22 protein-coding genes and 2 tRNA genes are annotated in these 25601 nt (G+C 65.5%); 10 read left to right on the forward strand and 14 right to left on the reverse strand.

The window, feature by feature from the left end; genetic code table 11:
• Window positions 1-179 precede the first annotated feature (179 nt).
• The 4 genes from Q9316_RS04785 (at window position 180) to ppdK (ending at window position 9452) form a co-directional block, all read left to right on the forward strand.
• Entirely contained in the window at window positions 180-3644 is a 3465-nt protein-coding gene (locus tag Q9316_RS04785) for a chromosome segregation SMC family protein (RefSeq protein ID WP_306034095.1), read from the forward strand.
• 121 nt (window positions 3645-3765) lie between these two features.
• Window positions 3766-6396, forward strand: coding sequence for a patatin-like phospholipase family protein (locus Q9316_RS04790; protein WP_306034096.1), 2631 nt, complete (start codon window positions 3766-3768; stop codon window positions 6394-6396).
• 56 nt (window positions 6397-6452) lie between these two features.
• Window positions 6453-6599 carry a hypothetical protein gene (locus Q9316_RS04795; protein ID WP_306034097.1) on the forward strand — a complete coding sequence of 49 codons (147 nt, stop codon included), beginning with the start codon at window positions 6453-6455 and terminating at the stop codon, window positions 6597-6599.
• Between the two features lie 174 nt (window positions 6600-6773).
• Window positions 6774-9452, forward strand: a complete 2679-nt coding sequence (gene ppdK / locus Q9316_RS04800; RefSeq protein ID WP_306034098.1) for a pyruvate, phosphate dikinase — start codon at window positions 6774-6776, stop codon at window positions 9450-9452.
• Window positions 9453-9485: 33 nt separating this feature from the next.
• Here ppdK and Q9316_RS04805 read toward each other — a convergent pair whose 3' ends face one another.
• Window positions 9486-9740: a hypothetical protein gene (locus Q9316_RS04805; RefSeq protein WP_306034099.1), complete on the reverse strand. Its 255-nt coding sequence runs from the start codon at window positions 9738-9740 to the stop codon at window positions 9486-9488.
• 64 nt (window positions 9741-9804) lie between these two features.
• Window positions 9805-10185 (reverse strand): hypothetical protein, encoded by a 381-nt coding sequence (locus tag Q9316_RS04810; RefSeq protein ID WP_306034100.1) that lies wholly within the window; start codon window positions 10183-10185, stop codon window positions 9805-9807.
• A 238-nt stretch (window positions 10186-10423) separates the two neighbouring features.
• Between Q9316_RS04810 and Q9316_RS04815 the strand changes: the two genes are divergently transcribed.
• A complete protein-coding gene (locus tag Q9316_RS04815; RefSeq protein WP_306035214.1) occupies window positions 10424-11329 on the forward strand; it encodes a DUF1499 domain-containing protein in 906 nt (301 codons plus the stop codon).
• Here Q9316_RS04815 and Q9316_RS04820 read toward each other — a convergent pair whose 3' ends face one another.
• Together Q9316_RS04820 and Q9316_RS04825 are read right to left on the reverse strand one after the other, a co-directional pair.
• Window positions 11330-12262, reverse strand: coding sequence for an MBL fold metallo-hydrolase (locus tag Q9316_RS04820; protein WP_306034101.1), 933 nt, complete (start codon window positions 12260-12262; stop codon window positions 11330-11332). It lies immediately after the preceding gene.
• 8 nt (window positions 12263-12270) lie between these two features.
• The gene (locus tag Q9316_RS04825; RefSeq protein WP_306034102.1) at window positions 12271-12567 is read right to left on the reverse strand and encodes a cupin domain-containing protein; all 297 of its coding nucleotides are present in this window, start codon (window positions 12565-12567) and stop codon (window positions 12271-12273) included.
• 177 nt (window positions 12568-12744) lie between these two features.
• Here Q9316_RS04825 and Q9316_RS04830 point away from each other — a divergent pair.
• The 3 genes from Q9316_RS04830 (at window position 12745) to Q9316_RS04840 (ending at window position 14308) form a co-directional block, all read left to right on the forward strand.
• A tRNA-Gln gene (locus tag Q9316_RS04830) sits at window positions 12745-12819 on the forward strand.
• A 180-nt stretch (window positions 12820-12999) separates the two neighbouring features.
• Window positions 13000-13458 (forward strand): DUF3597 domain-containing protein, encoded by a 459-nt coding sequence (locus tag Q9316_RS04835; RefSeq protein WP_306034103.1) that lies wholly within the window; start codon window positions 13000-13002, stop codon window positions 13456-13458.
• Window positions 13459-13603: 145 nt separating this feature from the next.
• Window positions 13604-14308 carry an SDR family oxidoreductase gene (locus Q9316_RS04840; protein WP_306034104.1) on the forward strand — a complete coding sequence of 235 codons (705 nt, stop codon included), beginning with the start codon at window positions 13604-13606 and terminating at the stop codon, window positions 14306-14308.
• Window positions 14309-14404: 96 nt separating this feature from the next.
• Here the strand turns inward: Q9316_RS04840 and Q9316_RS04845 are convergent, their stop codons facing one another.
• From Q9316_RS04845 to Q9316_RS04860, 4 genes are all read right to left on the reverse strand, one after another.
• Window positions 14405-15373 (reverse strand): IS110 family transposase, encoded by a 969-nt coding sequence (locus Q9316_RS04845; RefSeq protein ID WP_306034026.1) that lies wholly within the window; start codon window positions 15371-15373, stop codon window positions 14405-14407.
• A 315-nt stretch (window positions 15374-15688) separates the two neighbouring features.
• Window positions 15689-16435 (reverse strand): class I SAM-dependent methyltransferase, encoded by a 747-nt coding sequence (locus Q9316_RS04850; protein ID WP_306034105.1) that lies wholly within the window; start codon window positions 16433-16435, stop codon window positions 15689-15691.
• A 68-nt stretch (window positions 16436-16503) separates the two neighbouring features.
• On the reverse strand, window positions 16504-16848 hold the full coding sequence (locus tag Q9316_RS04855) for a hypothetical protein (protein ID WP_306034106.1): 345 nt from the start codon (window positions 16846-16848) through the stop codon (window positions 16504-16506).
• 604 nt (window positions 16849-17452) lie between these two features.
• Window positions 17453-17529: transfer RNA gene (locus tag Q9316_RS04860), tRNA-Pro, on the reverse strand.
• A gap of 160 nt (window positions 17530-17689) precedes the next feature.
• On the opposite strand from Q9316_RS04860, the gene Q9316_RS04865 reads away from it, so the two are divergent.
• Together Q9316_RS04865 and Q9316_RS04870 are read left to right on the forward strand one after the other, a co-directional pair.
• The gene (locus Q9316_RS04865) at window positions 17690-18202 is read left to right on the forward strand and encodes an MgtC/SapB family protein (protein WP_306034107.1); all 513 of its coding nucleotides are present in this window, start codon (window positions 17690-17692) and stop codon (window positions 18200-18202) included.
• A gap of 173 nt (window positions 18203-18375) precedes the next feature.
• Window positions 18376-19338 (forward strand): bile acid:sodium symporter family protein, encoded by a 963-nt coding sequence (locus Q9316_RS04870; protein ID WP_306034108.1) that lies wholly within the window; start codon window positions 18376-18378, stop codon window positions 19336-19338.
• A 246-nt stretch (window positions 19339-19584) separates the two neighbouring features.
• Here the strand turns inward: Q9316_RS04870 and cysN are convergent, their stop codons facing one another.
• The 6 genes from cysN to betA all read right to left on the reverse strand — a co-directional run bounded on the left by cysN (window position 19585) and on the right by betA (window position 25407).
• Window positions 19585-21072, reverse strand: a complete 1488-nt coding sequence (gene cysN / locus Q9316_RS04875) for a sulfate adenylyltransferase subunit CysN (protein WP_306034109.1) — start codon at window positions 21070-21072, stop codon at window positions 19585-19587.
• A 1-nt stretch (window position 21073) separates the two neighbouring features.
• The gene (gene cysD, locus Q9316_RS04880) at window positions 21074-22027 is read right to left on the reverse strand and encodes a sulfate adenylyltransferase subunit CysD (RefSeq protein WP_306034110.1); all 954 of its coding nucleotides are present in this window, start codon (window positions 22025-22027) and stop codon (window positions 21074-21076) included.
• 47 nt (window positions 22028-22074) lie between these two features.
• A complete protein-coding gene (locus Q9316_RS04885; RefSeq protein ID WP_306034111.1) occupies window positions 22075-22827 on the reverse strand; it encodes a phosphoadenylyl-sulfate reductase in 753 nt (250 codons plus the stop codon).
• 193 nt (window positions 22828-23020) lie between these two features.
• Window positions 23021-23380, reverse strand: a complete 360-nt coding sequence (locus Q9316_RS04890; RefSeq protein ID WP_306034112.1) for an HVO_A0114 family putative DNA-binding protein — start codon at window positions 23378-23380, stop codon at window positions 23021-23023.
• On the reverse strand, window positions 23361-23609 hold the full coding sequence (locus Q9316_RS04895) for a toxin-antitoxin system TumE family protein (RefSeq protein ID WP_306034113.1): 249 nt from the start codon (window positions 23607-23609) through the stop codon (window positions 23361-23363). The genes Q9316_RS04890 and Q9316_RS04895 overlap by 20 nt, the downstream gene beginning before the upstream one ends.
• A 145-nt stretch (window positions 23610-23754) precedes the next feature.
• Entirely contained in the window at window positions 23755-25407 is a 1653-nt protein-coding gene (betA, locus tag Q9316_RS04900; protein WP_306034114.1) for a choline dehydrogenase, read from the reverse strand.
• Window positions 25408-25601: the final 194 nt, after the last annotated feature.

Genomic DNA, 25601 nt, shown 5'->3' on the forward strand with positions numbered 1-25601 from the left:
GCGGTTGGGAAGAAGACCCCTCCCCAACCCCTCCCCACAAGGGGGAGGGACTTAACGCGCGGCACCCTCGGCATTCAAGGTTTAGGGAAAAGCAGGCTGCTAGCCTTTCTCCCCCCTTGTGGGGGAGATGCCGGCAGGCAGAGAGGGTCTTCATGCGCCTTTCCGGCGAAGGAAGCCGCATGAAATTCACCAAGCTCCGCCTCCTCGGCTTCAAGTCCTTCGTCGAGCCCACCGAATTCGTCATCGAGCGCGGCCTGACCGGCGTCGTCGGGCCGAACGGCTGCGGCAAGTCGAACCTCGTCGAGGCGCTGCGCTGGGTGATGGGGGAGAACTCCTACAAGAACATGCGCGCGTCCGGCATGGACGACGTCATCTTCTCGGGCTCCGGCAACCGCCCGGCGCGCAACACCGCCGAAGTCGGCCTCTATCTCGACAATTCCGACCGCACCGCGCCCGCCGCCTTCAACGACGAGGACGAGATCCAGGTGACGCGCCGCATCGAGCGCGAGAACGGCTCGGTCTACCGCATCAACGGCAAGGAGGCGCGCGCCAAGGACGTGCAGCTGCTCTTCGCCGACGCCTCGACCGGCGCTCGCTCGCCCTCGATGGTGGGGCAGGGCCGCATCGGCGAGCTCATCCAGGCCAAGCCGCAGGCGCGCCGCCAGCTTCTCGAAGAGGCGGCCGGCATTTCGGGCCTGCATTCGCGCCGCCACGAGGCCGAGCTGCGCCTGCGCGCCGCCGAAACCAATCTCGAACGGCTCGACGACGTCACCTCGCAGCTCGAAAGCCAGATCGAGAGCCTGAAGCGCCAGTCGCGCCAGGCGAACCGCTTCAAGGCGCTCTCCGCCGATATCCGCCGCCACGAGGCGATGCTGTTGCACATCCGCTGGGTGCAGGCCAAGGAGACAGAGGGCGAGGCGGAAAGCCAGCTCAACCAGGCGACCTCGCTCGTCGCCGAGCGGGCGAACGCGCAGATGCAGGCCGCCAAGGACCAGGCCGTCGCCAGCCTCAAGCTGCCGGAACTGCGCGAGAACGAGGCCAAGCTCGCCGCCGTGCTGCAGCGCCTGCAGATCGCCCGCGCGCAGCTTGAAGAGGATTCCGCCCGGCTGCTGCGCCGCCGCGACGAACTCACCCGCCGTCTCGCCCAGCTTGCCGAGGACATCGTTCGCGAGGAGCGCATGGTGGCCGACAATGCCGCTGTGCTGGCGCGGCTGACGGCGGAAGAGGAGGAGATCGGCGATATCCTCGCCGAGGCCGACGAGCGCGCCGAGGAAGCCCGCGAGACCATGGACGCGGCCGCCGCGAAACTTGCCGAAAGCGAAGCCGCCCTTGCCGCTGTCACCGCCGAGCGGGCGGAAGCGCAGGCGGTGCGCAACCAACTCGAAAAGGCGATCCGCGACCTCTTTGAGCGCCACCTGCGGCTCGGCCAGCAGCTCGATGCGCAGGCGCGCGAACTGGGCGACATGGACGCGCGCATCGCCGCGCTGCCCGACCCGGAAGAACGCCGCGCCACCGTGCTGCAGGCGGAAGAGGCGCTGGAAGCGGCCGGCGAGATGCTCGTCGCCGTAGAGGAGTCGCTGGAGGAGGCCCGCTTCAACGAAACGACGCTGCGCGGCCCGGTCGATACAGCCCGCGCGCGCCTTGCCGGCATCGAGACGGAGGCGCGCACCATCCGCCGCATGCTGGAGGCGGGCAGCACCGGCGGCTCCTTCGCGCCCGTCGTCGAGGACGTGCATGTCGATCGTGGCTATGAAACCGCGCTCGGCGCGGCGCTTGGCGACGATCTCGATTCGCCCGCCGATGTCTCCGCGCCCGCGCATTGGCGCCTGTCGGGCGATGCCGCGGGCGACCCCGCCCTGCCGGCGGGCGTTTCCGCGCTGAATGCCCATGTCCGCGCGCCGGAGGTGCTGCACCGCCGCCTTGCCCAGATCGGCGTTGCCGGCAGCGCGCAAGAGGCGCTTTCCCTGCTGGCGCAGTTGAAAGCCGGCCAGCGGCTGGTCACCCGCGAGGGCGCGGTCTTCCGCTGGGACGGCCATGTCACCGGCGCGGATGCGCCGAGCGCCGCCGCGCTCCGCCTCGAGCAGAAGAACCGGCTCGCCGAGCTGGAGACCGAACTCGAAGACGCCCGCGCCGCCCTTGCGGATGCCGAGGCCGACCTTGCCCGCGCGAGCGAGACGATCCGCGCCGAGACGCAGCGCCAGCAACAGGCCCGCGAGGCCCAGCGCGGCGCGGCGCGGACGCTCACCGAGGCCCGCGAGGCGCTGGAAGCCGCCGAGCGCGCCGCGGGCGACCTCATCCGCCGCCGCGCGGTGCTGTCAGAAACGCGCGCGCAGATCGAGGCGCAGGTGGAGGAGGCGGCCGTCTCCCTGGAGGATGCCCGCGCTGCGCTGGAAGACGCGCCCGACGTCGCCGATCTGGAACTCAGCCTTCGCACGCACACCATGGACGTGGCGACCGACCGCGCGACGCTTGCCGAAGCACGCGCCGCCCATGACGGACTTGCCCGCGAAATGGCCGACCGTCGCCGCCGGCTGATGTCGATCGCCGCCGAGCGCGAGACCTGGCGCGGCCGCGCGAGCAACGCCGAGAACCATATCGCCACGCTGCGCGAGCGCGAAAGCGAGGCGCGCGAGGAAATGGAGGAGCTTGCCGAGGCCCCCGACGAGATCGAGGAAAAGCGCCGCGAACTCCTGACCGGCCTCAGCAATGCCGAAGCCGCCCGCCGCGATGCCGCCGATGCGTTGCAGGAAGCCGAGAACCGCCAGCGCGAGGCCGACCGCGTGGCGACGACAGCCCTCTCGCAGCTTGCCGAATCCCGCGAGACCCGCGGGCGTGCCGAGGAGCGACTGGTTTCGGCCCGCGAGCGCCGCATCGAGGGTGAGACGCGCATCCGCGAGGCGCTGTCCTGCGCGCCGCACGAGGCGCTGCGGCTCACCGGCCATCCGGCCGATGCCCCGCTGCCCGAGCCCCGCGAGCGCGAACGCGAGCTCGACCGGCTGAAAATGGAGCGCGAGCGCCTGGGCGCCGTGAACCTGCGCGCCGAGGAGGAGCAGAGGGAGCTGACGGAAAAGCTCGACGCCCTCGTCGCCGAGCGCGAGGATATCGTCGAGGCGATCCGCAAGCTGCGCTCGGCCATCCAGAGCCTCAACCGCGAGGGCCGCGAGCGGCTGCTCGCCGCCTTCGACGTGGTCAACGTGCAGTTCCAGCGCCTCTTCACCCATCTCTTCGGTGGCGGCACGGCGGAATTGCAGTTGATCGAGAGCGAGGACCCGCTCGATGCCGGCCTCGAAATCCTCGCCCGCCCGCCCGGCAAGAAGCCGCAGACGATGACGCTGCTGTCCGGCGGCGAGCAGGCGCTGACCGCCATGGCGCTGATCTTCGCCGTCTTCCTCACCAATCCCGCGCCGATCTGCGTGCTGGACGAGGTGGACGCGCCGCTCGACGACCACAATGTCGAGCGCTACTGCAACCTGATGGACGAGATGGCCGCCTCGACCGAGACCCGCTTCGTCATCATCACCCACAACCCCATCACCATGGCCCGCATGAACCGCCTCTTCGGCGTCACCATGGCCGAGCAGGGCGTCTCCCAGCTCGTCTCCGTCGATTTGCAGACCGCCGAGCAACTGCGCGAGGCCGTCTAGTCCGGCGTTATGCGCCTACCCTCTTCGGGGCGACGGCAATCTAAAATGCAACTTGTAATTCTGATGCGCTGGCATACGCTTTTCCCGACGCTCGGGACCGGCGTCTTTGCGGGAGGGTATCATGGCGGATGTTGTCGTTGGTGGTGCCGATCCGGAGAACGAGGACGGGCCGGCCGGAACGGTGGAGACGTCTCAGGAGACCGGCAGGAAGGTCGAGACACAGAACTTCAATACCGTCTTCACGCAGGAGCGCCAGGAGGTCGCCGGCGCCCCGGAGATAGAGACGAAAGCGGCGTCCGACGCCGCCGATGCGGCAAAACCGCATAGGGAGACCGGCCTCTCGCTCTCCGGCGGCGGCATCCGTTCGGCCGCCTTCAGCCTCGGCGTGCTTCAGGCGCTGAATGCGCGTGACATATTCCCCAGGATCGACTTTCTTTCGACGGTATCGGGCGGCGGCTATACCGGCGCGGCGCTCATCGCGGGCATCAAGCGGCGCGGCGGGAAGTTTCCCTTCGGCATGGACGACACCACGAACCGACTCGGCATGGGCGCGAACGAGATCGGCGACAATGCCGAGGTGCGGGAACTGCGCGACAAGAGCCGCTATCTGATGCCCAACGGCAAGTTCGACCTCATCGTCTCCCTGGCGATCATCCTGCGCGGCCTTGCGGTCAACGCCGTCATGATCGCGGCCGCGATCTTCTTCGCCGCTGCCGTCACGCTGTTCTTCAATCCGAAGGCGGATCTGCTCGGCAAATCGTGGGTCTATTCCGTTCTTCGCTGGGAGGTCCCCGACAAGGCCTATCTTGGAACCTGGTTCGTCCTGACGAAGATCCTGGCCGCGGTCCTCGTCCTTTCGCTGATCTTGTGGGCCCTGGTACGCTCGACCGCGCGCGGCGACAGCGATCATTCGGATCCGGGATCCAAATGGGCGAAGTTCATCGCCGGGTTCCTCCTTGTGCTCTTTGCCGTCTTCCTCTGCGAATTGCAGGCGCCGCTGCTTGCCAAGTTGCTGGAGTGGCGGCAGAGCGGCGGCATATTCAAGGGCTGGTTCTCGTTCCAGACCTCGGTGTTCGCGCTCGTTTCCGGCAATGTCCTTCTCACCTTCTTCTGGCGCAAGCTCGTCGGCTACATGCAGGCGGCCGACAAGAACGGCCCATGGCGCGCGCGTTTCGACAAGCTCGTGAGCGGCCTCGTGCTCGTCCTGCTCGCCGCCGCGCTGCCGCTGCTGATCTATGTGCTCTATCTCTGGACGGTCGTGCTTGCGCTGGGCAGCGATGTCCCGGCGCTTTTCGTCATCGCGCAGGATCTTCTCGGGGTGGTCTGGTTCCTTCTGCTGCCATTGTGGTTGCTGATTTCCGTCGCCCACTGGTCCGCGAAGATCGGACCGCTCGGCGAGACGCTGCTCAATAGTGCGTGGTGGAGGGGTGGCAATGCCCGGCAGGGCGAGGTTCTCCGCTCGGCGGCGGCAATCGTCTTCCTGCTGGTGTTGACCCTGTTCCTATGCTGGATACTCGCACCGCATATGACGGCGCTGAAGCTCGGTGTTTATCGTATCGCGACCGATTATCTGGCCCTTTTCATGGTGCTGTTCATGGTGGGCAGTCTCTTCACGGAGAATGCCAACTCCCTCCACCGCCTCTACCGTGACCGGCTGAACGACGCCTTCAATCTTGGAGATGGTGAAAAGAGCTACAGGCTCTCGGAACTTGCCACCCTTGGCGACGATGAGAAAAGCGAGCCGCTGCGGCCGCAGCTCATCATCAACGCCGCCGTCAACATCCAGCATTCGCAGCGCAACAAGCGGGCGCGGGATGCCGATTTCTTCACCTTCACGCCCCGGCATGTCGGGTCGGACGTCACGCAATATGTGCCGACGGAGGACTATCAGAAGGTCGAAACCTCGCTCGATCTCGCCACGGCGGTTGCGATCTCGGGCGCTGCCGTTTCCTCCGCCATGGGAAGGGCGGGGATCGCGCTTGTCGCGCCGACGCTCGCCTTGCTCAATGTCCGCCTTGCCTACTGGCTGCGCAATCCGAACCGCCTCGTGATCGGCGGCGACAAGCGCAAGGTGTCGATGGATGACTGGAAGCTTCCCTACCTCTTTTTCGAGATGTTCAAGCTGCTCGATGAGAAGCGGCCGAAGGTCTATGTCTCCGATGGCGGCCATATCGACAATCTGGGTCTCTACCAGTTGCTGAAGCGCCGCTGTGACCTGATCATTGTGTCCGATGCGGAGGCCGACCCGGCCATGACCTTCGCCTCCTTCGTGGATGTCGAGCGCTTTGCCCGCATCGATCTCGGCATCCGGATGGAGGTGCCCGTCGCCTCGATCCGCGAGGCCGTCCTGAAGCGGCAGGCGGAACTGAAGAAGGCGGATGTCCTTTCCTACAAGGCGCCGGCGCATGGGCACGCGGTGATCGGCCAGATTTTCTATCCCGCGCTCTGCGACGAAAAGAAAGAGGTGATCAAGCCGGCCAAGGAAGGCGTGCTCCTCTATATCAAGGCGTCCATGACCGGCGATGAAAGCACCTATGTGCTCGACTACGAGAAGCGCTATCCGCGCTTCCCGCATGAATCGACCGGCGACCAGTTCTTCTCCGAGGAGCAGTTCGAGGCGTATCGTGCGCTGGGTTTCCATGCGACGACGCATGGTCTGAAGGATACCGTCGGCAAGCCGCAATATGACAGCCTGCGCAACAAGCTGCAGGACATGCTGACCGGCGACGCCAGGGAACAAAACGCGCCCTGATGCATTTATAGGTGCCTGCACGTTCCTGCAGGCGCCAGTGGAATTGGGGACAAAACGTGAGAAGAGATGCACTTTACATGATCATCGGCGCCCTCGTCGTGGTGGTGGCCGGGTTCTCCTACTATGCCTATCAGCAGGAGAAGAAGCCCGATGGCGTCGAAATCCGGGTGAACGAGCAGGGGCTTTCCATCGAGGAAAACTGACGCACCGTCAAATCGACCGCAGCCGTGTTCCCGAGGGAGCACGGCTTTATTTTTTCTCTCTGATATTGCATCGCCGTCGTAATTTTGACGCAGTGCAGCAAAAATCCTGTCATGCCGCGTTTTCAAAGGGATGCAGTTCCTGTAGATTGCGCTAACGCATTTGGGGAGGCGTCGATGGAGAAGTGGGTCTATACCTTCGGGGGAGGCCGCGCCGAAGGCAGCGCGGGCGATCGTAATCTGCTTGGCGGCAAGGGCGCGAACCTTGCCGAAATGTGCAATCTCGGCCTGCCGGTGCCGCCCGGCCTCACCATCGTCACCTCCGCCTGCAACCATTATTACGAAAGTGGCCGCAGCCTGCCGGAGGGCCTGAAGGATCAGGTCCGCGCCGGCCTTCGCCAGATGGAGGCGATCACCGGCCGCATCTTCGGCGATATGGCCAAGCCGCTCCTGCTGTCCGTGCGCTCGGGCGCGCGCGCCTCCATGCCCGGCATGATGGATACGGTGCTGAACCTCGGCCTCAACGACCGCACGGTCGAGGCGCTCGGCCACGATGCGGGCGACGCGCGCTTCGCCTGGGACAGCTACCGCCGCTTCATCCAGATGTATGGCGACGTCGTCATGGGCCTCGACCACGAGGTCTTCGAGGAGATCCTGGAAGACGAGAAGGGCCGGCTCGGCCATGAGCAGGATACCGAGCTTTCCGCCGTCGAGTGGCAGCACGTCATTGCCCGCTACAAGGAGATCATCCGCGAGGAACTGGGCGAGGACTTCCCGCAGGATCCGGAAGTCCAGCTCTGGGGCGCGGTCGGCGCCGTCTTCGCCAGCTGGATGAACGCCCGCGCCATCACCTATCGCACGCTGCACAACATCCCCGCCGTCTGGGGCACCGCCGTCAACGTGCAGGCCATGGTCTTCGGCAATCTCGGCAATTCGTCCGCCACCGGCGTCGCCTTCACGCGCAATCCCTCGACGGGCGAGAACAAGCTCTATGGCGAATTCCTCGTCAACGCGCAGGGCGAGGATGTAGTCGCCGGCATCCGCACGCCGCAGAACATCACCGAGGAGGCGCGCATCGCGTCCGGCTCCGACCGGCCGTCGCTGGAAAAGCTGATGCCGGAGGCCTTCGCCGAGTTCCGCGGCATCTGCGACCGGCTGGAGCAGCACTACCGCGACATGCAGGACCTCGAATTCACCATCGAGCGCGGCAAGCTCTGGATGCTGCAGACCCGCTCGGGCAAGCGCACCGCCAAGGCGGCCCTGCGCATCGCCGTCGACATGGCGACCGAGGGGCTGATCAGCGAGGGCGAGGCCGTGGCGCGCATCGATCCCGCCTCGCTCGACCAGCTCCTGCACCCGACCATCGATCCGCGCGCGCGCCGCGACGTCATTGGCTCCGGCTTGCCGGCCTCGCCGGGCGCGGCGACCGGCGAGATCGTCTTCACCTCGGAAGAGGCCGTGAAGGCGGAGGAGGAAGGCCGCAGGGTCATCCTCGTGCGCATCGAGACGAGCCCGGAAGACATCCATGGCATGCACGCCGCTGAAGGCATCCTCACCACCCGTGGCGGCATGACGAGCCACGCGGCGGTCGTCGCGCGTGGCATGGGCACGCCTTGCGTTTCCGGCGCCGGCACGCTGCGCGTCGATCTTCGCAACGAACTCCTGATCGCCCAGGGCATCACGCTGAGGAAGGGCGACGTCATCACCATCGACGGGTCCTCCGGCCAGGTGCTGAAGGGCGAGATCCCCATGCTCCAGCCGGAGCTTTCGGGCGATTTCGGCCGCATCATGGAATGGGCGGACCGCACCCGCCGCATGAAGGTGCGCACCAATGCCGAGACCCCGGCGGATGCGCGTGCCGCACGCTCCTTCGGCGCGGAAGGCATCGGCCTCTGCCGCACCGAGCACATGTTCTTCGAGGGCAGCCGCATCAATGTGATGCGCGAGATGATCCTTGCCGAGGACGAGGCCGGCCGCCGTGCGGCGCTCTCCAAGCTGCTGCCCATGCAGCGCTCGGACTTCGCCGAACTGTTCGAGATCATGCACGGCCTGCCGGTGACGATCCGCCTGCTCGATCCGCCGCTGCACGAATTCCTGCCGAAGAGCGACGAGGAGATCGCCGAAGTGGCGGCGGCGCTCGAAATCGACGAGGCCGTGCTGCGCCGCCGCGTCGATACGCTGCACGAATTCAACCCCATGCTCGGCCATCGCGGCTGCCGCCTTGCGATTTCCTATCCGGAGATCGCCGAGATGCAGGCGCGCGCCATCTTCGAGGCGGCGGCGGAAGCGGCCAAGGCGACGGGCGCTGCCGTCGTGCCGGAGATCATGGTGCCGCTCGTCGGCCTCAAGGCGGAGCTGGATTACGTGAAGGAGCGCATCGAGGCGGTCGCCAAGGCGGTGATCGCCGAAAGCGGCGTTCCCATCGAATACCTCACCGGCACGATGATCGAGCTGCCGCGCGCGGCGCTGCGCGCCCATGTCATCGCCGAATCGGCCGAGTTCTTCTCCTTCGGCACCAACGACCTGACGCAGACCACCTTCGGCATCTCGCGCGACGACGCCTCGGCGTTCCTGTCGACCTACATCCAGAAGGGCATCGTCGAGCAGGACCCGTTCGTGCAGCTCGATTTCGACGGCGTGGGCGAACTCATCCGCATCGCCGCCGAGCGCGGCCGGCGCACGCGGAACGACCTCAAGCTCGGCATCTGCGGTGAACATGGCGGCGACCCGGCCTCGATCCATTTCTGCGAGGAGGCGGGGCTGGATTACGTCTCGTGTTCGCCTTTCCGCGTGCCGATCGCGCGGCTTGCGGCGGCGCAGGCCGCCTTCAACGGCAATTCCGGCAAAAGTGCGTAGCGCTTTTGCGGTAGGGCAAAGGCCTGAACCGCCTCAGTGCCGCCGCTCGTGCACGATGATGACGGGCTGCGGCATGAACAGCGCGTCGCGGCTCGACTGGCGCAGGCTTTCCCGGCGGTCGAGATCGATACGCTGCAGGCAGGCGGCAAAGGCGTCGGTGCGGGGGCGGAAGCCGTAGGAAACGCAGCGGTTCTCGTCGTTGGCGCGGATTTCCTCCGCCGTCTGGCATCCGGCCAGAAGCATGGCGGTGGCGGCGAGGGCGGCTAGTCTTGGAAACATCGTGGACATGCTGGCTCCGGGCGAACTGTTGCGCGCCCTGGAGATAGGCCCCTCGGCGCGCGTCGGCAAGGCCTCAGATGCGTTCGAGCACGTCGATGAAGGCGTCCGCGAAGCGCTTCAGGCCCTCGGTCTTCTCGTCGGGGTTTTCCACCCTGATGGCAGCGCCTTCCGCATCGAGCAGGGCGAAGACCACTTCGAGCACGCCGTCCTCGCCCTTCGGCACGCGCAGCGCCGCGATGCGCAGGCAATCTTCCGCAAGGCCGGAGGCGGGCAGGTCGAAGAGGAAATCGCCGCCGAGCTGGTCGGCCGCCATGCGCACCGCCGCGGCAAAGCTTTCCTCATCCCCGGAAAAACCGTCGAGCGAGAGTTCGAGCTCCAGCAGCTCCAGCGGCAGGGCGGGCTCGCCCGCGGTGGTGGCGACCGGTGTGTCGGCGGCGGTCTGCGTCGGCAACATCGTCTTCTCCTTCGTCAATTCCGGTGAAAGCATGCGAAACCGCATGAAGACAAAATACCCCCGTCTAATAAAGCTCGTTAACGAGTGTGGCAGATTTACGGCACGCAAGAAATTTGCGCGTGCAACGGCGAAAATAGCCTGGTCCCGTCGCCGCACCGGGCCGGTGGAAAAATCCCTCGCCCTGCGCTAGGGAAGGAGGGCGGCAGCGGCGCCGCGAGCATTCGGTGAGGCCATGGCGATCACGATCCAGTACGAACGGCCCGTTTCCCATGCGGCGCATTGGGCGCGGCGCCTGGCGCTGTTCTCCTGCCTGCTGTTCGTCGCCGTCGTGCTGTCGCACCGCTTCGGCCCGCTGACGACGCCGCATTTCCTCGTGCTTGCCGGCTTTGCCATGGCGATGGCCGGGCTTGCCGTGCTGCTGGCGGCGATCGGCCTGGAGCGCCTCTGGCATGTCGGCGCGCGGGGCGGCAAGGCGTCGTTCATGGCGCTGCTGCTCTCGCTATTGCCGCTCGGCGTCGCGGCGGCGGCCGCCTATTCCTATTTCTACAAGCCGGCGCTCTACGACGTGACGACGGACACCGCTGCCGCGCCGCCCTGGCTTGCCGTCCCCTCGGCCGAGCAGGACTGGCTGCCGCGCGCCGGCGTGGTGACGCCGCGCGACCGCGAGGTGCAGCTGGCGGCCTATCCAGGCCTGTCCGGCCGGCGCTACGAGGGCGCGCTCGACCGCGTCTACCAGGGCGTGCGCAAGGTCGCGGCCGCCTATGGCATCACGGTCACCGCCGAAGACGGGCTCGACAATATCCTTGCCGATCTCGAAGACCTTGTGGTCGATCCGAACAAGGCGGCGCGGAGCGCCGAGGCGGTCGGCGAGGTGCCGATCCCCGAGGCCCGTCCGCTCGAAACACCGCTCATCCCGCGCATCGGCGGCGTCGGCGACGTGCTCCTGCAGGGCGAATGGCGCTCGCCGGTCTTCGGCTTCCGCTTCGACGTGGTCATCCGCCTGCGCGAGGAAGCGGAGACGACATTGGTCGACATGCGTGCCGCCTCGCGCTACGGGCCGCACGACCTCGGCATCGGCGCCGAACTGGTGGAAGGCTACCTCAAGGCGCTGGATGCCGAACTGCTCGGCATTGCCGGCGACTGATCAGAGCCCCGGCGCGGGGAAATAGAGCCCCTTGAGCGACGACGGCCCCTCGGTGACCACCTCGCCGCGCGCCACGAGATCTTCCAGATGCGCCAGCACCGAGAGCGCGGCCGCGCCGTGCAGGCGCGGGTCGGTCTCGCGGTAGATCACCTTGACCATGTCCGATATCAGCCGGTCGCCCGCGCGGATGCGCTCGCGCACCGCCCGCTCGCGCATGCGCCGGTGGGTGCGAAGCCCGCGCAGGAACGAGGCGGGCTCCCTCACCGGTCCGCCATGGCCGGGCAGGTAGAGCCGGTCGTCCCGCTCCAGCAGCCGTTCGAGCGAGGCCATGTAGTCCGCCATGGAGCCATCCGGCGGCGCGACGATGGTCGTCGCCCAGGCCATGACATGGTCGGCGGAAAAGACGATGCCGTCGGACCCGTCGAGCGCGAAGGCGGCATGGTTGGCCGTGTGGCCGGGCGTCAGCAGCGCCGTCAGCGCCCAGCCGTCGCCCTCGACCGTATCGCCATGGCCGAGCGTCACATCGGGCACGAAGTCGCTGTCGGAACTTTCGGCGAAGGGATTGCTCTCGCCGGCATGCAGCGGCCGCGCCGCGCGGTGCGGGCCTTCCGCCACGACGATCGCGCCGGTCTCGGCCTTCAGCCGGCGGGCGAGCGGCGAGTGGTCGCGATGCGTGTGGCTGACGGCGATATGCGTCACCTCGCGCCCGGCGAGCGCCGCCATCAGCGCCTGGAAGTGCGCCTCGTCCTCCGGGCCGGGATCGATCACCGCCACCGAGCGCCCGCCGACGATGTAGCTGTTCGTGCCGTGGAAGGTGAAGGGGCTCGGATTGTTGACGGTGAGGCGCTGCACACGCGGGCCCACCGGCACGGCCGTGCCATAGGCCGGCTGGAATTCGAGGTCGAAACGGGGGCTTTCGTCTTTGTCGCTCAAGGGCAGGGTCACTTGTATTCGATTTCGATGAAGCTCATCGGCTTGTCGCCGCCGTTGACGACATTGTGCGCCACGCCCGCCTCGCGACGGTAGACCGCGCCGGTCTTGCTGTGCACCCGCCGCTCGCCGCCGTCCTCCTCGATCAGGAAATCGCAATCCGTCATCGGCACCACGACATAGCCGAGCCCGTGCACATGATGGCCGGTATCGGCGCCCGGCTCGAAATCCCAGCGCGTGACGCGCACCACCGCATCGTCGAGAAGAACGGTGGGCACGGCCGGCGGGCGGGCGCGGAACTGGGACATGGCGGCTCCTCGTGAAGGAAAGGTTTCCGGCCGGACCCTATCGCCGCGCACCGGGCCTGCCAAGCGCCAAGCCGCCGCGCACCTGTGCAATAGGGCAGGGCGAAGAGAATAATCGCGCGAAAGGGAACATAGGCATTGTCCACGCCGCCCCGCTTTGCTATCAGGCTCCCGCCATGGTGGGGCGTCGCCAAGCGGTAAGGCACCGGTTTTTGGTACCGGCATTCCCAGGTTCGAATCCTGGCGCCCCAGCCATGGTTTTCCAAAAACAAGCATCATCTCGTTGGCGCCACGCACGCTGGACTATGCCTGCGTTGCAGGCTTTCTCGTCCGCCAGCAGGAATTGCGGACATGCTTCATTGAAATGACGGGCGATGCCCCTATTATCTCGTCACGCCGGGTCAGGGCCGGCTGGGATTCAACAGGGAGTCGGATATGGGTATCTTCAGTTCCATCAAGGAAAAGCTCTTCGGCAAGGCAGAGCAGGAAAAGCCTGCGGAAACCGCCGCAAGCGAAACGATCACGGCCGGCAGCGCAAAGCCGGTAACGGCCGATGTTTCGGCGACGCCGACGACGGCCAGCAATGAGGCCGTGACGCAGCCGGCCGAGAACAAGACGGCCGCCTCGTCGGGCGCCCCGGTGGACGTCGCGGCCATCATGGACGCGGCGGTCAAGAAGAACGGCCAGAAGCTCGACTGGCGCCGCTCCATCGTCGACATGATGAAGGCGCTCGATCTCGATTCCAGCCTTTCCGCCCGCAAGGAACTGGCCGACGAGCTCGGCTATACCGGCGACAAGAACGATTCCGCCACGATGAACGTCTGGCTGCACAAGGCGCTGATGAAGGCGCTCGCCGACAACGGCGGCAAGGTCCCGGCCGACCTGCTGGACTGATCGACGATAAAGCCCGCCGGACCTTCCGGCGGGCTTCTCGCCTTAAGGGCGTCGCCAAAAGCCGGTGCGTTCTTGCGCAAGGCCCTTCGTTCCGGCCCGCAGATGGTGTTATCACCGTCGCACAACGCAAGACGGGAGATATTAAATGAGCACGAACAAGGTGGCGGTCATCACGGCCGGCGGCAGCGGAATGGGCGCGGCGGCGGCAAAGCGGCTCGCAGCGGACGGATACAAGGTGGCGATCCTGTCGTCCTCCGGCAAGGGCGAGGCGCTGGCCAAGGAACTGGGCGGCCTCGGCGTCACCGGCTCCAACCAGTCGAACGACGACCTCAAGGCGCTGGTCGACCTCGCTGTCTCGACCTTCGGCCACATCGACGTGCTCGTCAACAGCGCCGGCCATGGCCCGCGCGCCGAAATCACCGCGATCAGCGACGAGGACTGGCACAAGGGCATGGACACCTACCTGATGAACGTCATCCGCCCGGTGCGGCTGGTGGCGCCCATCATGAAGGCGCAGAAGTCCGGCTCCATCGTCAACATCTCCACCGCCTGGGCCTTCGAGCCCTCCTCGATGTTCCCGACCTCCGCCGTCTTCCGCGCCGGCCTTGCCGCCTATACCAAGCTTTTCGCCGATACCTACGCGGCCGACAATGTGCGCATCAACAATGTGCTGCCGGGCTGGATCGACAGCCTGCCGGGCACCGAGGAGCGCCGCGAGAGCGTGCCGATGAAGCGTTACGGCACGATGGAGGAGATCGCCGCCACCGTCGCCTTCCTCGCCTCCGAGGGCGCCGGCTACATCACCGGCCAGAACCTGCGTGTCGATGGCGGGCTGATGCGTTCCGTTTAGAGGGGCGAGGTATTTTCTTACAGAGCGCTGCCGCTTTCCCTTCTCCCCTCGGGGAGAAGGTGGCCCGAAGGGTCGGATGAGCATCTGTGTTGAAGGTCAAGGTGGATTTGGCGTCCAGCATCGATTTTGGGTAAGAAGCGTGTTGGCGAGGACGACGAGTTTTCGCATGACGGCGGTGAGAACGACCTTGGCCTGCTTTCCGTTGTCCTTCAGCCGTGTGGCGAAGGTTTTCATATCCGGATTGTAGCGGCAGGCCGACAGCGCCGCCATGTAGAGGGCGTTGCGCGGCGTCTTGCGGCCGCCACTGATCGAGCGCTGCCCCTGGCGCGCGCCACTGTCGTTGGCGATCGGCGCCAAGCCGGCCAGCATGGCCGCCTGCTTGGCATTGCAGTGCCCCAACTCGCTCAGGCCGATGACCAGGCAATGAGCCGTGACGGCGCCGACGCCGGGAACGGAGGTCAGGATTTCCACTCTGCGGCAAAGCTCGGGATCCTCGGCGATGCGCTGGGCGATCTCCTTGTCCAAGCTTTCGATATGCCGCTGCAAGGCTATGACCAGCTTGCCGAGCTGCTGGCGCAGGAAAGCACTATCCGTCGCTTTCAGGCGGTTCTTGTGCGCCGCCAGATCGGCTGCGGCCGCGCAGCGCGCATTGATCAGTTCGCCAAGTGTTTCCAGAAGCTTGTCGGGAGGCGCGGTGGGCGCTGGCTGCTGCATTTGCGAGAGAATGGCGAGAAAGCGGGCATCCAGCCGATCGGTCTTGGCCAAGTGGCCGCAGGCTCTGGCGAACATGCGGGCGCGATACGGATCGACGATAGCGACCGGAAAGCCGCTCTCATGCAGACTGCGATGGGCCAGTCGGTGAAACTTGCCCGTCGCCTCCATCACGATAGAGGCCGGCTGCAGCCCGCGCAGTAGCCGCTTCAGCGCTTGCAGCCCGGCCTTGCCATTGGCGAGCCTGAGGTCGCGGCCCAGCGGATGCAAATGAATGTCGAGCCACTCTTTACAGACATCGACACCGACATAAACTGGTGCCGCGTTTGGTTTTGACGATACCTTGCCTTGCATGCGGGACTTGCTCCCCATCATCTGTTCAGGACAAACGCGAAGGACGGCCGGACCAAGCTCATCCCCGGTTCAAGCCAAGGGGGTCGCGGTCCCGACCGTCCGCACTCCGGCGGATGGCCATCCGCCGGAGTGCGCATCGATCATCAAGCAATCAATGCAAAATGAACATGCAAGGGGGTGATACGGCGGGAAACGTTGTCCCTTTGCCTTCGGCATCCCCCTCATCCGCCTGCCGGCACCTTCTCCCCGAGGGGAGAAGGGGGATGGTGGCACCCCGATTTTCCTATGGAATTGGCGTGCTTGCTTCAGTACGCGTCAGGCGAGGGTGCCAAGCGGGATGAGTTCCCCGGCGCCTGGCTGCCAGGCATTGCCCTCCCAGTCGCCGAGCCATCGGTCGACCTTGAGGCCGGCCTCGGCAATCAGCGCCTCCAGTTCCGCCTTTTCCGGAAAGGCGATGCGGGAGGCTGCCGAAAGGCGTTCGCCCGTCGCGCGGATCTCGTAATGGGTCTCGTAGGTGACGATGCCGGTCGCGGCATCGCAGGCGACGTCGTTCCACGCGGCGACCGTGCCGAAACGGGGATGCTCGACGAGACGCATGGATTGCTCCGGCCTCCATTCCTCCCATTCCCGGCAGGCGGGATTACGGCTGTCGAAGATGAAGCGGCCGCCGGGCGCAAGATGCGCGGCGATGGTGGCAAGCGCGGCGCGGCGGTCTTCCTTTTCCAGGAAGACCTGGAAGGCATGGCCGGTCAGCACGACGAGGTCGAAGCGCCGGCCGAGCCGCAGCGTGCGCGCATCGCCCTCGATGAAGTCCACGCCGTCCGCGCCGGCCTTGCGGCGGGCAATGTCGAGCATGGGCGCGGCCGGATCCACGCCGACGACCGTACGGCCTCCGGAAAGCGCCACGGCCAGCGCGCCGGTGCCGCAGCCGAGATCGAGCACGCTTGCCGCGTCCTGCGCCAGCGCGTGGCAATAGGCGAAGTCCGGCGACCGCTCCCAGCCGTTTTCCAGATCGTAGAAATCGGCCAGCGCCGGGTCGTGGTAAAGGCGGTCTTCGTCCATGCTCTCCTCCCAGGAAAAAAGGCCGCGCGTTGCCGCGCGGCCCCGGAACGATCGGCCTCGGCCGGCGCTTACTTCTCTTCGCCGGCCGCGTCGAGAACCTTCTCGCAATGCGTCGGGCCGCCCTTCGGATCGACACGATCGGCGACGGCGCGGATATTGTTGATGCGGTAGGCGTCGTTCACGGTCAGCTCGACCGTGCAGGACTTGCCCTTCGCATAGCCGCCGCGCCACTTGTAGAGCGTCGAGCCGCCCGAACCGGCCATGTCGGATTGCGGCGGGCCGTAGGCTGCGAAGAAGCTGCCGGCGGCCTTGCCGTTCCAGCGGGCCTGCAGCGGGTTGGACGCGACGGTTGCGGTGGTGCATGCGGTGAGGGCAAGGGCGAGGCCTGCCAGAATTGCGATGCGGGACGTCATGGGTGCGATTTCCTCGGACTTCGTGCGGCCGTTCTCCGGGACTCGGGGATTAAGCCTCGATTCGCCATAGCGCAGCACGCGCAAAAGGGGAATCGCCGGCCACGCCAACTTTGCGGCCGTCCCCAACCGAAGGGCGCCGAAACTTGCGGATTTGCAACAGTTCGCCAATCCGCCGCCCACGCCGGCTCCATGAGCACTTCCTTTACTCTTGAGGCGCACCATGTTCCCGCAGGACGTGTGTCGCGCCATCGATCCGGGGGCCGGGGCGGTTTCCGGGATCGGGGAACAATCCGGGTGCGGCGTACTTCCTCTATCGTCGTCGTCGGCCATTGAGCGCAAGGAGGCTCGAAATGGCAGTGCAGACAGAAAAACAGAGGGAATACGACCGCACGCTCCTGCGTTTCGTCTTGGGAACGCTGGCCAGCCTACTCGCCTTGGGCATCCCGCCGCTGATGCTGCTGATCTGACGGGCAGGGCGCTCCCACAAAACCTGCCGTCTGATCGTCAGGCGGGCAAAGCACGCGTCCACGCGACGACGGTCTTTCCAGAGGCTTGATTGTGCGGAGGTTTCGGGATTTTTTTTGAAATCCAGAAGGATTTCCGCTGGTCGGAGTGGAGTGATTCGAACACTCGACCCCCACGTCCCGAACGTGGTGCGCTACCAGACTGCGCTACACTCCGTGACCAGCGGGGCATCCTATAGAACAGGCTTTTCGTTTCGACAAGCGCAAAATATCAAAAAAATCCACCGGCTTGGGGAAAGTGCTCCGGTGCCGGGAAATTTTTCTTTTCCGGCGTTCTCCTGCGGGAACCGCTTTGCGGTTCGCCCGTTTCCGTCGCCATGGAACAGATACTCGCCGACCTCTTTCCCGAGACTGAAGTGCCCTATCCGGTCATGCTGGCCCGCATGGTGGGGGCGATCCTGCTGGGGGCCGTCATCGGGGCGGAGAGGGAATACCAGTCCCATCCGGCGGGGCTGCGCACGCACATCCTCGTGGCGCTCTCGGCCTGCGTCTTCTCGCTGCTTTCCATCGAGAGCGTGCACATGGCGGGCTTTTCCGACGAGCAGGTGCGGATCGATCCGCTGCGCGTCATCGAGGCCGTCACATCCGGCGTCGCCTTCCTGGCGGCCGGCATGATCGTCTTCTCCAGGGGCGAGGTGAAGGGGCTGACGACGGGGGCGGGCATGTGGCTTGCCGGTGCCGTCGGGCTCTCGGTCGGCCTTGGCTACTGGTTCGTGGCCGCCTTCGCCACCTTCGCCTGCTTCGTCGTGCTGTTCATCCTCGGCAAGATCGAGATCGGCAGCGAGGAAAGCGGTTCGCAAAAGGACGGCTCGAAGGAGAAGCGGGATTGACCTCGCTGCTTGGCCGTCGCCCATAGCTTCCCGAAAGTTTCGCCGCGCGCGACCCAAGGAATGCAATCTTTCGGGGATAGGGCGGAAAGCGTAATTTCTAGCCAGTTTTCGCGGGTTGAAATGCATGGCTGCGAAGCGTAGGCCGTGCGCACGTCAATACGTGGAGTAAAACCGTGAAAGCCATCGTTTCTCTTTCCGCCTTCGTCGGAAAGACCTTCGCCCTCTGGGTCATCCTCTTTGCCGTGCTCGGCTTCCTGCTGCCCGATACCTTCAAGCAACTGACGCCCTATATCGTCACGCTGCTCGGCATCATCATGTTCGGCATGGGCCTGACGCTCTCCCTCGACGACTTCAGGGAAGTGGCGCGGCGGCCGGTGGACGTCGCCATCGGCGTGGCGGCGCAGTTCCTCATCATGCCGCTGATCGCCGTGATCCTCACGATGATCATCCCCATGTCGCCGGAAGTCGCGGCGGGCGTCATCCTCGTCGGTTGCTGCCCGGGCGGCACTTCCAGCAATGTCATGACCTATCTCTCCAAGGGCGACGTCGCGCTCAGCGTGGCCTGCACCAGCGTGACGACGCTCGCCGCGCCGATCGTCACGCCCTTCCTCGTCTGGCTCTTCGCCAGCCAGTTCCTGCCGGTCGATGCGATGGCGATGTTCGTCAGCATCGTGAAGGTCATCCTCCTGCCGCTGGCGCTGGGCTTCCTGTTGCAGAAGCTCGTGCCCGGCATCGTGAAGGCTGCGGTTCCCGCCCTGCCGCTCGTCAGCGTCATCGGCATCGTGCTCATCGTGGCCGCCGTCGTCGGCGCCAGCAAGCCGGCCATCGCCTCGTCCGGCCTGATGATCTTCGCGGTCGTCGTGCTGCACAACGGCATCGGCTACCTGCTCGGCTACCTTGCCGCCCGCGTCACGGGCCTTTCTGTGGCCAAGCGTAAGGCGATCGCCATCGAGGTCGGCATGCAGAACAGCGGCCTCGGCGCCGCGCTGGCGAATGCGCATTTCTCGCCGGTCGCCGCCGTGCCGAGCGCCATCTTCAGCGTCTGGCACAATATTTCCGGCGCGCTGATCGCCAACTACTTCGCGCAGGTGCCGAACGGCGAGGAAGCCGACGGCGTCGAAGCCCCGGCCCGCTGATCGCAAGGGCGCTTCGGCGCCCTTCATCATCGATCGCTGACGGAACAAATCGCGCCGCCGCACATTTCCCCGTCAACGCAATGACGAAAGGAAACTTCGATGGCTCGGGCTTTGATTCTCTGGTTGATGGGCGTACCGCTCTTCCTCGTTCTCCTGCTCTGGTACTTCTTCTTCTGAGCGGGATTCGAGACGGAAAATACCAAAAAGGGGCCTTTCGGCCCCTTTTCTGCATCCTGAGAACGGCGGCTACTCGTCGAGGTCCGCCAGGATATCCGCGGCGCGGCCGGCGCTCGTGTGGCGCACGTCGATGTTCTGCCGGCGGTTGGCGAAAAGCTCAGTCGCCATGATCTTCTCGGCAAGGTCTGCGGGCAGCGAGAAGAGGACGCGCTGGTCGTCCTTGTGAATGCCGCCGAGTTCCGAGCGGCGCCCCGTGATCATGCCGCCGGCCACCGTGTTGTTGGTGTCGGGATCGATCAGGATGAAGGCGCCGGTGGTGCGGTTATGCTCGTAGGTGTCGAAGATCGCCTGCTCGTCGAAGGTCAGGTGCACCTTGCCGATGGCGTTCATGCCGAGCTTTTCAGTGGCATTCCACTTCGAGGTCTTGAGGTCGAGCTGGCTGATCGGCTCGATGCTGACGCGCTGGCGGCGCGAGCCGCTCTTCAGCCAGTAGCGCTTGCCGGGCTCGATGCCATCAGGCTGCAGCGCGACGAGATGCGCGTCGAAGCCGCGGCCGGTCATCGGCTGGCTGTCGATGGCGACGATCATGTCGCCGCGCGACACATCCACCTGCCGGTCGAGCACCAGCGTGATGGCATCGCCCGCGACGGCCGCGTTGCGCACGAGGTCGAAGGTGACGATCTTGGTGACGTTCGCGACCATGCCCGAGGGCAGCACGACGACCGAATCGCCCGGCTTGACCGAGCCGCCGGCCACCGTACCCTGATAGCCGCGAAAACTCTCGCCGGGGCGCGAGACGCGCTGCACCGGCAGGCGGAAGCCGACCGTCTGGTTGGAGCGCGTGGTGGCCTTCTCCAGCGTCTCGACCAGCGTCGGGCCGTCATACCAGGGCATGGCCTTGCTGCCGTCATAGACGACGTTCTCGCCCTTCAGCGCCGACATGGGGATGGCGGTGATCTGCTTGACGCCGAGCGTCAGCGCGAATTCCCGGAAGTCGTGGGTGATCTGCTCGAAGCGGGCGCGGTCGTAGTTCGTCAGGTCGATCTTGTTGACCGCGAGCACGAACTGGCGAATGCCCATCAGCGAGGCGATGGTGGCGTGGCGGCGCGTCTGCTCAAGAATGCCGGCGCGGGCATCGACCAAGAGCACGGCAAGGTCCGCCGTCGAGGCGCCGGTCGCCATGTTGCGGGTATACTGCTCGTGGCCGGGCGTATCGGCGACGATGAAGGAGCGGCGGTCCATCGAGAAATAGCGATAGGCGACGTCGATCGTGATGCCCTGTTCGCGCTCGGCCTGAAGGCCGTCGAGCAGTAGCGCGAAATCGGGCAGGCCGAGATCGTTCTGCTTGCCGCTGTCGCGGTGGAGCGTCGCGGCCTGGTCTTCCTTGACGGCCTTGGTGTCCCAGAGCAGGCGGCCGATCAGCGTCGACTTGCCGTCGTCGACCGAGCCGCAGGTGATGAGGCGAAGCGGGCGGGAATCGCGGATCGCCCGAGCCTGACCAAGGGCGGGTTCTCCGAGCGGAAGAACCTCGGCGGTTGCGGTGGCGGAAACGGTCATCTCAGAAATACCCTTCGCGTTTCTTCTTTTCCATGGAGCCGGACTGGTCGCGGTCGATCGCGCGGCCCTGGCGTTCGGAGACGGTGGCAGTCTCCAGCTCGGCGATGATGTCGTCGAGCGTTTCGGCGTTGGAGCGGATGGCGCCGGTCAGCGGGAAGCAGCCGAGCGTGCGGAAGCGGATGACGCCTTCCTGCTTCACCTCGCCGGGCAGCAGTTCGAGGCGCGGATCCTCGGCCATGATCATCATGCCGTCACGCTCGACATAGGGGCGCTTTTTCGCGAAATAGAGCGGCACGATCGGGATGTCCTCGGCCTGGATGTAGCGCCAGATGTCGACCTCGGTCCAGTTGGAGAGCGGGAAGGCGCGCACGCTTTCGCCCTGGCGGATCATGCCGTTATAGACGTTCCACAGTTCCGGGCGCTGGTTGCGCGGGTCCCAGCGATGATCAGGCGTGCGGAAGGAGTAGATGCGCTCCTTGGCGCGCGAGGCTTCCTCGTCGCGCCGCGCGCCACCGAAGGCCGCGTCGTACTTACCGGCGTCGAGCGCCTGGCGCAGCGATTCCGTCTTCATGATGTCGGTATAGAGCGCCGAACCATGGGAGAAGGGCGTGACGTTCTCCGCCGCGCCGCGCGGGTTGACGTGCTCGATGAGGTCGAGATCGTATTCCTTCACGATATTGTCGCGGAAGGCGATCATCTCGGCGAACTTCCAGCCCGTGTTGACGTGCAGCAGCGGGAAGGGAACGCGGCCAGGATAGAAGGCCTTGCGTGCAAGGTGCAGCAGGACCGAAGAGTCCTTGCCGATCGAATAGAGCATGACGGGACGCTCGAATTCGGCGGCGACCTCGCGGAAGATGTGGATCGCTTCGTTTTCCAGCGCCTTCAGGTGCGGATCGAGCGGGGGCTTGTGCGGTGCGTTCTGCTTGGCTTCCGTTTCGTGACGGATATCGGACATTTTGAACTCTACTCCGGATGGGGCGCCTTGGGAGGGGCGGGTGTCTTTCAGGCGGCGCTAGGGGCCGGGATGGGGGAAGCGGCGGCCTCGGCAACGTGCAGGCCGCATTCGCGTTTCTCGTCGTTCTCCCACCACCAGCGGCCGGCGCGCTCGGGCTCGCCCGGCTTGATGGCGCGCGTGCAGGGCTCGCAGCCGATGGAGGGGTAGCCACGATTGTGCATCGCGTTCACCGGCACGGCATTCTCGGTGACATAGGCCTTGATGCGCGCGATGTCCCAGTCGGCCAGCGGGTTGATCTTGATGAGGTTCCGCTCCGCGTCGTACTCGGCGAAGGGCGTATCGGCGCGGTTGCCGGACTGGCCGCGGCGCAGGCCGGTGATCCAGAAGGATGCCCCTTCGAGCGCGCGCGCAAGCGGCTTCAGCTTGCGCACGCCACAACAGGCGTGGCGGGCTTCGACGCTCTCGTAGAAGCCGTTGAGGCCATACGTCGCCGCATAGGCGTCGATGTCGTCCTGTACGGGCGCATAGCGGGTGATGGTAATGCCGTACTGGCCCTCGGTCTCGTCGATGAGCTCGACGGTCTCCTTGAACAGCCGGCCCGTCTCCAGCGTCACGACATCGATGCTAAGGCGCCCGGTGCCGATGGCGGCGGTGATGACCTGGTCCTCGATGCCGAGGCTGGTGGTGAAGACGACACGCCCGCCAAGCTCGGCCACGAGCGCAAGGCGCCCGGCAAGGTCGAGACCGGCCAGTTTGTCGTTCAGGGCTTCCGCAGTCCCGTTTCCGGTAAGAGCAGTCATTCCGTTTCCAAGCCTTTGCGAGAATTTGCCGGATTATCGCAGGCTTGGCGGAGGGGAGACAGCAAAACGGATTTCCAAAGCGTAAGGCCGAAGAGCAAATATCTCTCCATCTTCGCCCGCAGGCAGAAATCCTGCCGCCGGAGAAGGCTTTGATATTATTCTACAAAAATAGTAGATTATAGGCCGGCCGTGTTCAGGCGGCGGCCTCCATGTCGAATTCGAAGTGGATACGGTCGTAAGGGAAGGCGAAGCCGTCCTCGGTCTTGTCGACCACGCCGCTTTTCACCAGCATGTCGAGATCCCCGTGAACGTTCTTGATGTCGCGGTTCACCAGCTTCGCCACCTCGCGCACGGTGAGCGAGCCCCGGCCGGCCATCGCCATGACGATCTCCGTCCGCTTGGGCGCCAGCGTCCGGTGCATCGCCTCCCACGATTCGAAACTGAAAGTAGGCTGTGCATCGCCGCCCTCGCCCTTGGCCGCCGATGCCGAATTGCGCTCGACTTCTGCGATCATATTCTCGTAGCTCTGAAGCCTAATCGTGAGTGTGTTCATCAATCCATCCTTTCATGTTGGCCCTGAAATCCAGCAGCAGCTTGCGGACGCTGCTAAAGACATACGGATGTTCTTCTGCGCCGAAGTGAATGTGGTCTCCCTTGCCTGCCTCGTTATCGTAGCGCATCACACAAACGCCATCGACAACGAAGGCCAGGCGATACTTGAAGAGGTGACGGCTGCCGCGCAACGGGGTGGGTACTTGCCAAATGACCATCTGAGCGAACATCGTGTCACCGATCTGTCGCCGTTCATTGAGGAGGCACGTCGCTTTCATGTTGGCGTTTATACCATCACTCGGCCTTGTTGGCAATTACACCAACGAGCTTCCGTAAGACGGCGGCAGCTTGTCGATGGGGCGGGCGGCAAAATGCCTACCGATCGCTCACCGCCGCGCGCGGGTTCACCCAGGGCTCCTGGTTGGAGCGGGCCAGCGGCTGCTTGCCGAGGATGTGGTCTGCCGCCTTCTCGCCGGTCATGATCGAGGGGGCGTTGAGGTTGCCGTAGGTGACGTGCGGGAAGATCGAGCTGTCCGCGACGCGCAAGCCCTCGACGCCTATCACACGGGTTTGCGGGTCCACCACGGCCATCGGGTCGCTCGCCGCGCCCATGCGGCAGGTGCCGCAGGGGTGATAGGCGCTCTCCAGGTGCTCGCGCAGGAAGGCGTCGATCTCCTCGTCCGTCTGGACGCTCTCGCCCGGCTGGATTTCCGGCCCGCGGAAATCGTCGAAGGCCTTCTGGCCGAAGATCTCGCGGGTAAGCCGCACGCAGTGGCGGAATTTCACCCAGTCTTCCTCATGGCTCATATAATTGAAGCGGATGAGCGGATCGGCCATCGGGTCGGACGAGCGCAGGGTGACGTTGCCGCGCGATCTCGACAGGTTGTAGCCGACATGCACCTGGAAGCCGTGGCTCTTGGCCGCCGCCTTGCCGTCGTAGGAGATGGCGACGGGCAGGAAGTGGTACTGGATGTCCGGCTGTCTCAGCCCCGGCGCCGAGCGCAGGAAGGCGCAGGCCTCGAACTGGTTGGAGGCGCCAAGCCCGCCCTTGGAGAGCAGCCACTGCGCGCCCGCCACGCCCTGCCAGAACCACGGAAGCCAGGAATAGAGCGAGACCGGCTTGGTGGAGATCTGCTGGAAATAGAACTCCATGTGGTCCTGAAGATTGGCGCCGACGCCCGGCCGGTCCACCTTCACCTCGATGCCCATGTCCTTCAGGTGCTGCGCCGGGCCGATGCCGGAGAGCATCAGGAGTTTCGGCGAGTTGAAGGACGAGGCCGAGACGATAACCTCGCGGTTCGCCTTCACCACCTCGACCTTGCCGTTCCGCTCGATCTCGACGCCGACCGCGCGGCCGTTCTCGATGACGATCCTCCGCGCGAAGCAGCGTACCAGCGAGACGTTCGGCCGCTTCATGGCGGGACGCAGATAGGCGTTCGCCGCCGACCAGCGCCGGCCGTTGTGGATGGTCTGCTCCATCAGGCCGAAGCCTTCCTGCTTGGAGCCGTTATAGTCGTCCGTCAGCTCGAAACCCGCCTGGCTGCCGGCCTGGATGAAGGCGTGGAACAGCGGGTTCGTCACCGGGCCGCGCCGCACGTGCAGCGGCCCGTCCGTGCCGCGCCAGCCGGCCTCGCCGCCCTGCGAGGTCTCCATGCGCTTGTAGTAGGGCAGCACGTCCGCATAGGCCCAGCCCTGCGCGCCGAGCTCTTCCCAGCGGTTGAAGTCCTCCGCATGGCCGCGAACATAGACGAGCCCGTTGATGGAAGACGAGCCGCCCAGCACTTTCCCGCGCGGCGCGGTGATGCGCCGGTTGTTGAGGTGCGGCTCGGGTTCGGAAAGATAGCCCCAGTTATAGCGCTTCATGCTCATCGGCCAGGCCAGCGCCGCCGGCATCTGGATGAATGGCCCGATATCCGACCCGCCATATTCCAGCACCATGACACTATGCTTGCCGTCCTCCGACAGCCGGTAGGCCAGCGCCGAACCGGCCGATCCGGAACCGATGATGATGTAGTCTGCGTTCTGCATGACGCTGTTCTCTCTCGTGTGACGCCTGGCCCCTCATCCGCCTGCCGGCACCTTCTCCCCGCAAGCGGGACGAAGGGGGAGGCGGCACGCGCTTCGTCCCATCATCGCCACTTCCGACAGGGAGGAACGGTGCCTCGCGCTTCCTTCTCCCGTTTTACGGGGAGAAGGTACCGGCAGGCGGATGAGGGGCATTC

Origin of the sequence: Shinella zoogloeoides (assembly GCF_030733845.1) — a bacterium.
Lineage (GTDB): Bacteria > Pseudomonadota > Alphaproteobacteria > Rhizobiales > Rhizobiaceae > Shinella > Shinella zoogloeoides_C.

What these genes read in the sequence shown, in the direction of transcription:
- Q9316_RS04805 (WP_306034099.1), bottom strand. Translation starts at nt 9,740, where the DNA reads ATGTCCACGATGTTTCCAAGACTAGCCGCCCTCGCCGCCACCGCCATG.
- Q9316_RS04885 (WP_306034111.1), bottom strand. Translation starts at nt 22,827, where the DNA reads ATGACTGCTCTTACCGGAAACGGGACTGCGGAAGCCCTGAACGACAAA.
- Q9316_RS04810 (WP_306034100.1), bottom strand. Translation starts at nt 10,185, where the DNA reads ATGTTGCCGACGCAGACCGCCGCCGACACACCGGTCGCCACCACCGCG.
- ppdK (WP_306034098.1), top strand. Translation starts at nt 6,774, where the DNA reads ATGGAGAAGTGGGTCTATACCTTCGGGGGAGGCCGCGCCGAAGGCAGC.
- Q9316_RS04890 (WP_306034112.1), bottom strand. Translation starts at nt 23,380, where the DNA reads ATGAACACACTCACGATTAGGCTTCAGAGCTACGAGAATATGATCGCA.
- cysN (WP_306034109.1), bottom strand. Translation starts at nt 21,072, where the DNA reads ATGACCGTTTCCGCCACCGCAACCGCCGAGGTTCTTCCGCTCGGAGAA.
- cysD (WP_306034110.1), bottom strand. Translation starts at nt 22,027, where the DNA reads ATGTCCGATATCCGTCACGAAACGGAAGCCAAGCAGAACGCACCGCAC.
- Q9316_RS04785 (WP_306034095.1), top strand. Translation starts at nt 180, where the DNA reads ATGAAATTCACCAAGCTCCGCCTCCTCGGCTTCAAGTCCTTCGTCGAG.
- Q9316_RS04840 (WP_306034104.1), top strand. Translation starts at nt 13,604, where the DNA reads ATGAGCACGAACAAGGTGGCGGTCATCACGGCCGGCGGCAGCGGAATG.
- Q9316_RS04855 (WP_306034106.1), bottom strand. Translation starts at nt 16,848, where the DNA reads ATGACGTCCCGCATCGCAATTCTGGCAGGCCTCGCCCTTGCCCTCACC.
- Q9316_RS04895 (WP_306034113.1), bottom strand. Translation starts at nt 23,609, where the DNA reads ATGTTCGCTCAGATGGTCATTTGGCAAGTACCCACCCCGTTGCGCGGC.
- betA (WP_306034114.1), bottom strand. Translation starts at nt 25,407, where the DNA reads ATGCAGAACGCAGACTACATCATCATCGGTTCCGGATCGGCCGGTTCG.
- Q9316_RS04850 (WP_306034105.1), bottom strand. Translation starts at nt 16,435, where the DNA reads ATGGACGAAGACCGCCTTTACCACGACCCGGCGCTGGCCGATTTCTAC.
- Q9316_RS04865 (WP_306034107.1), top strand. Translation starts at nt 17,690, where the DNA reads ATGGAACAGATACTCGCCGACCTCTTTCCCGAGACTGAAGTGCCCTAT.
- Q9316_RS04825 (WP_306034102.1), bottom strand. Translation starts at nt 12,567, where the DNA reads ATGTCCCAGTTCCGCGCCCGCCCGCCGGCCGTGCCCACCGTTCTTCTC.
- Q9316_RS04835 (WP_306034103.1), top strand. Translation starts at nt 13,000, where the DNA reads ATGGGTATCTTCAGTTCCATCAAGGAAAAGCTCTTCGGCAAGGCAGAG.
- Q9316_RS04845 (WP_306034026.1), bottom strand. Translation starts at nt 15,373, where the DNA reads ATGCAAGGCAAGGTATCGTCAAAACCAAACGCGGCACCAGTTTATGTC.
- Q9316_RS04790 (WP_306034096.1), top strand. Translation starts at nt 3,766, where the DNA reads ATGGCGGATGTTGTCGTTGGTGGTGCCGATCCGGAGAACGAGGACGGG.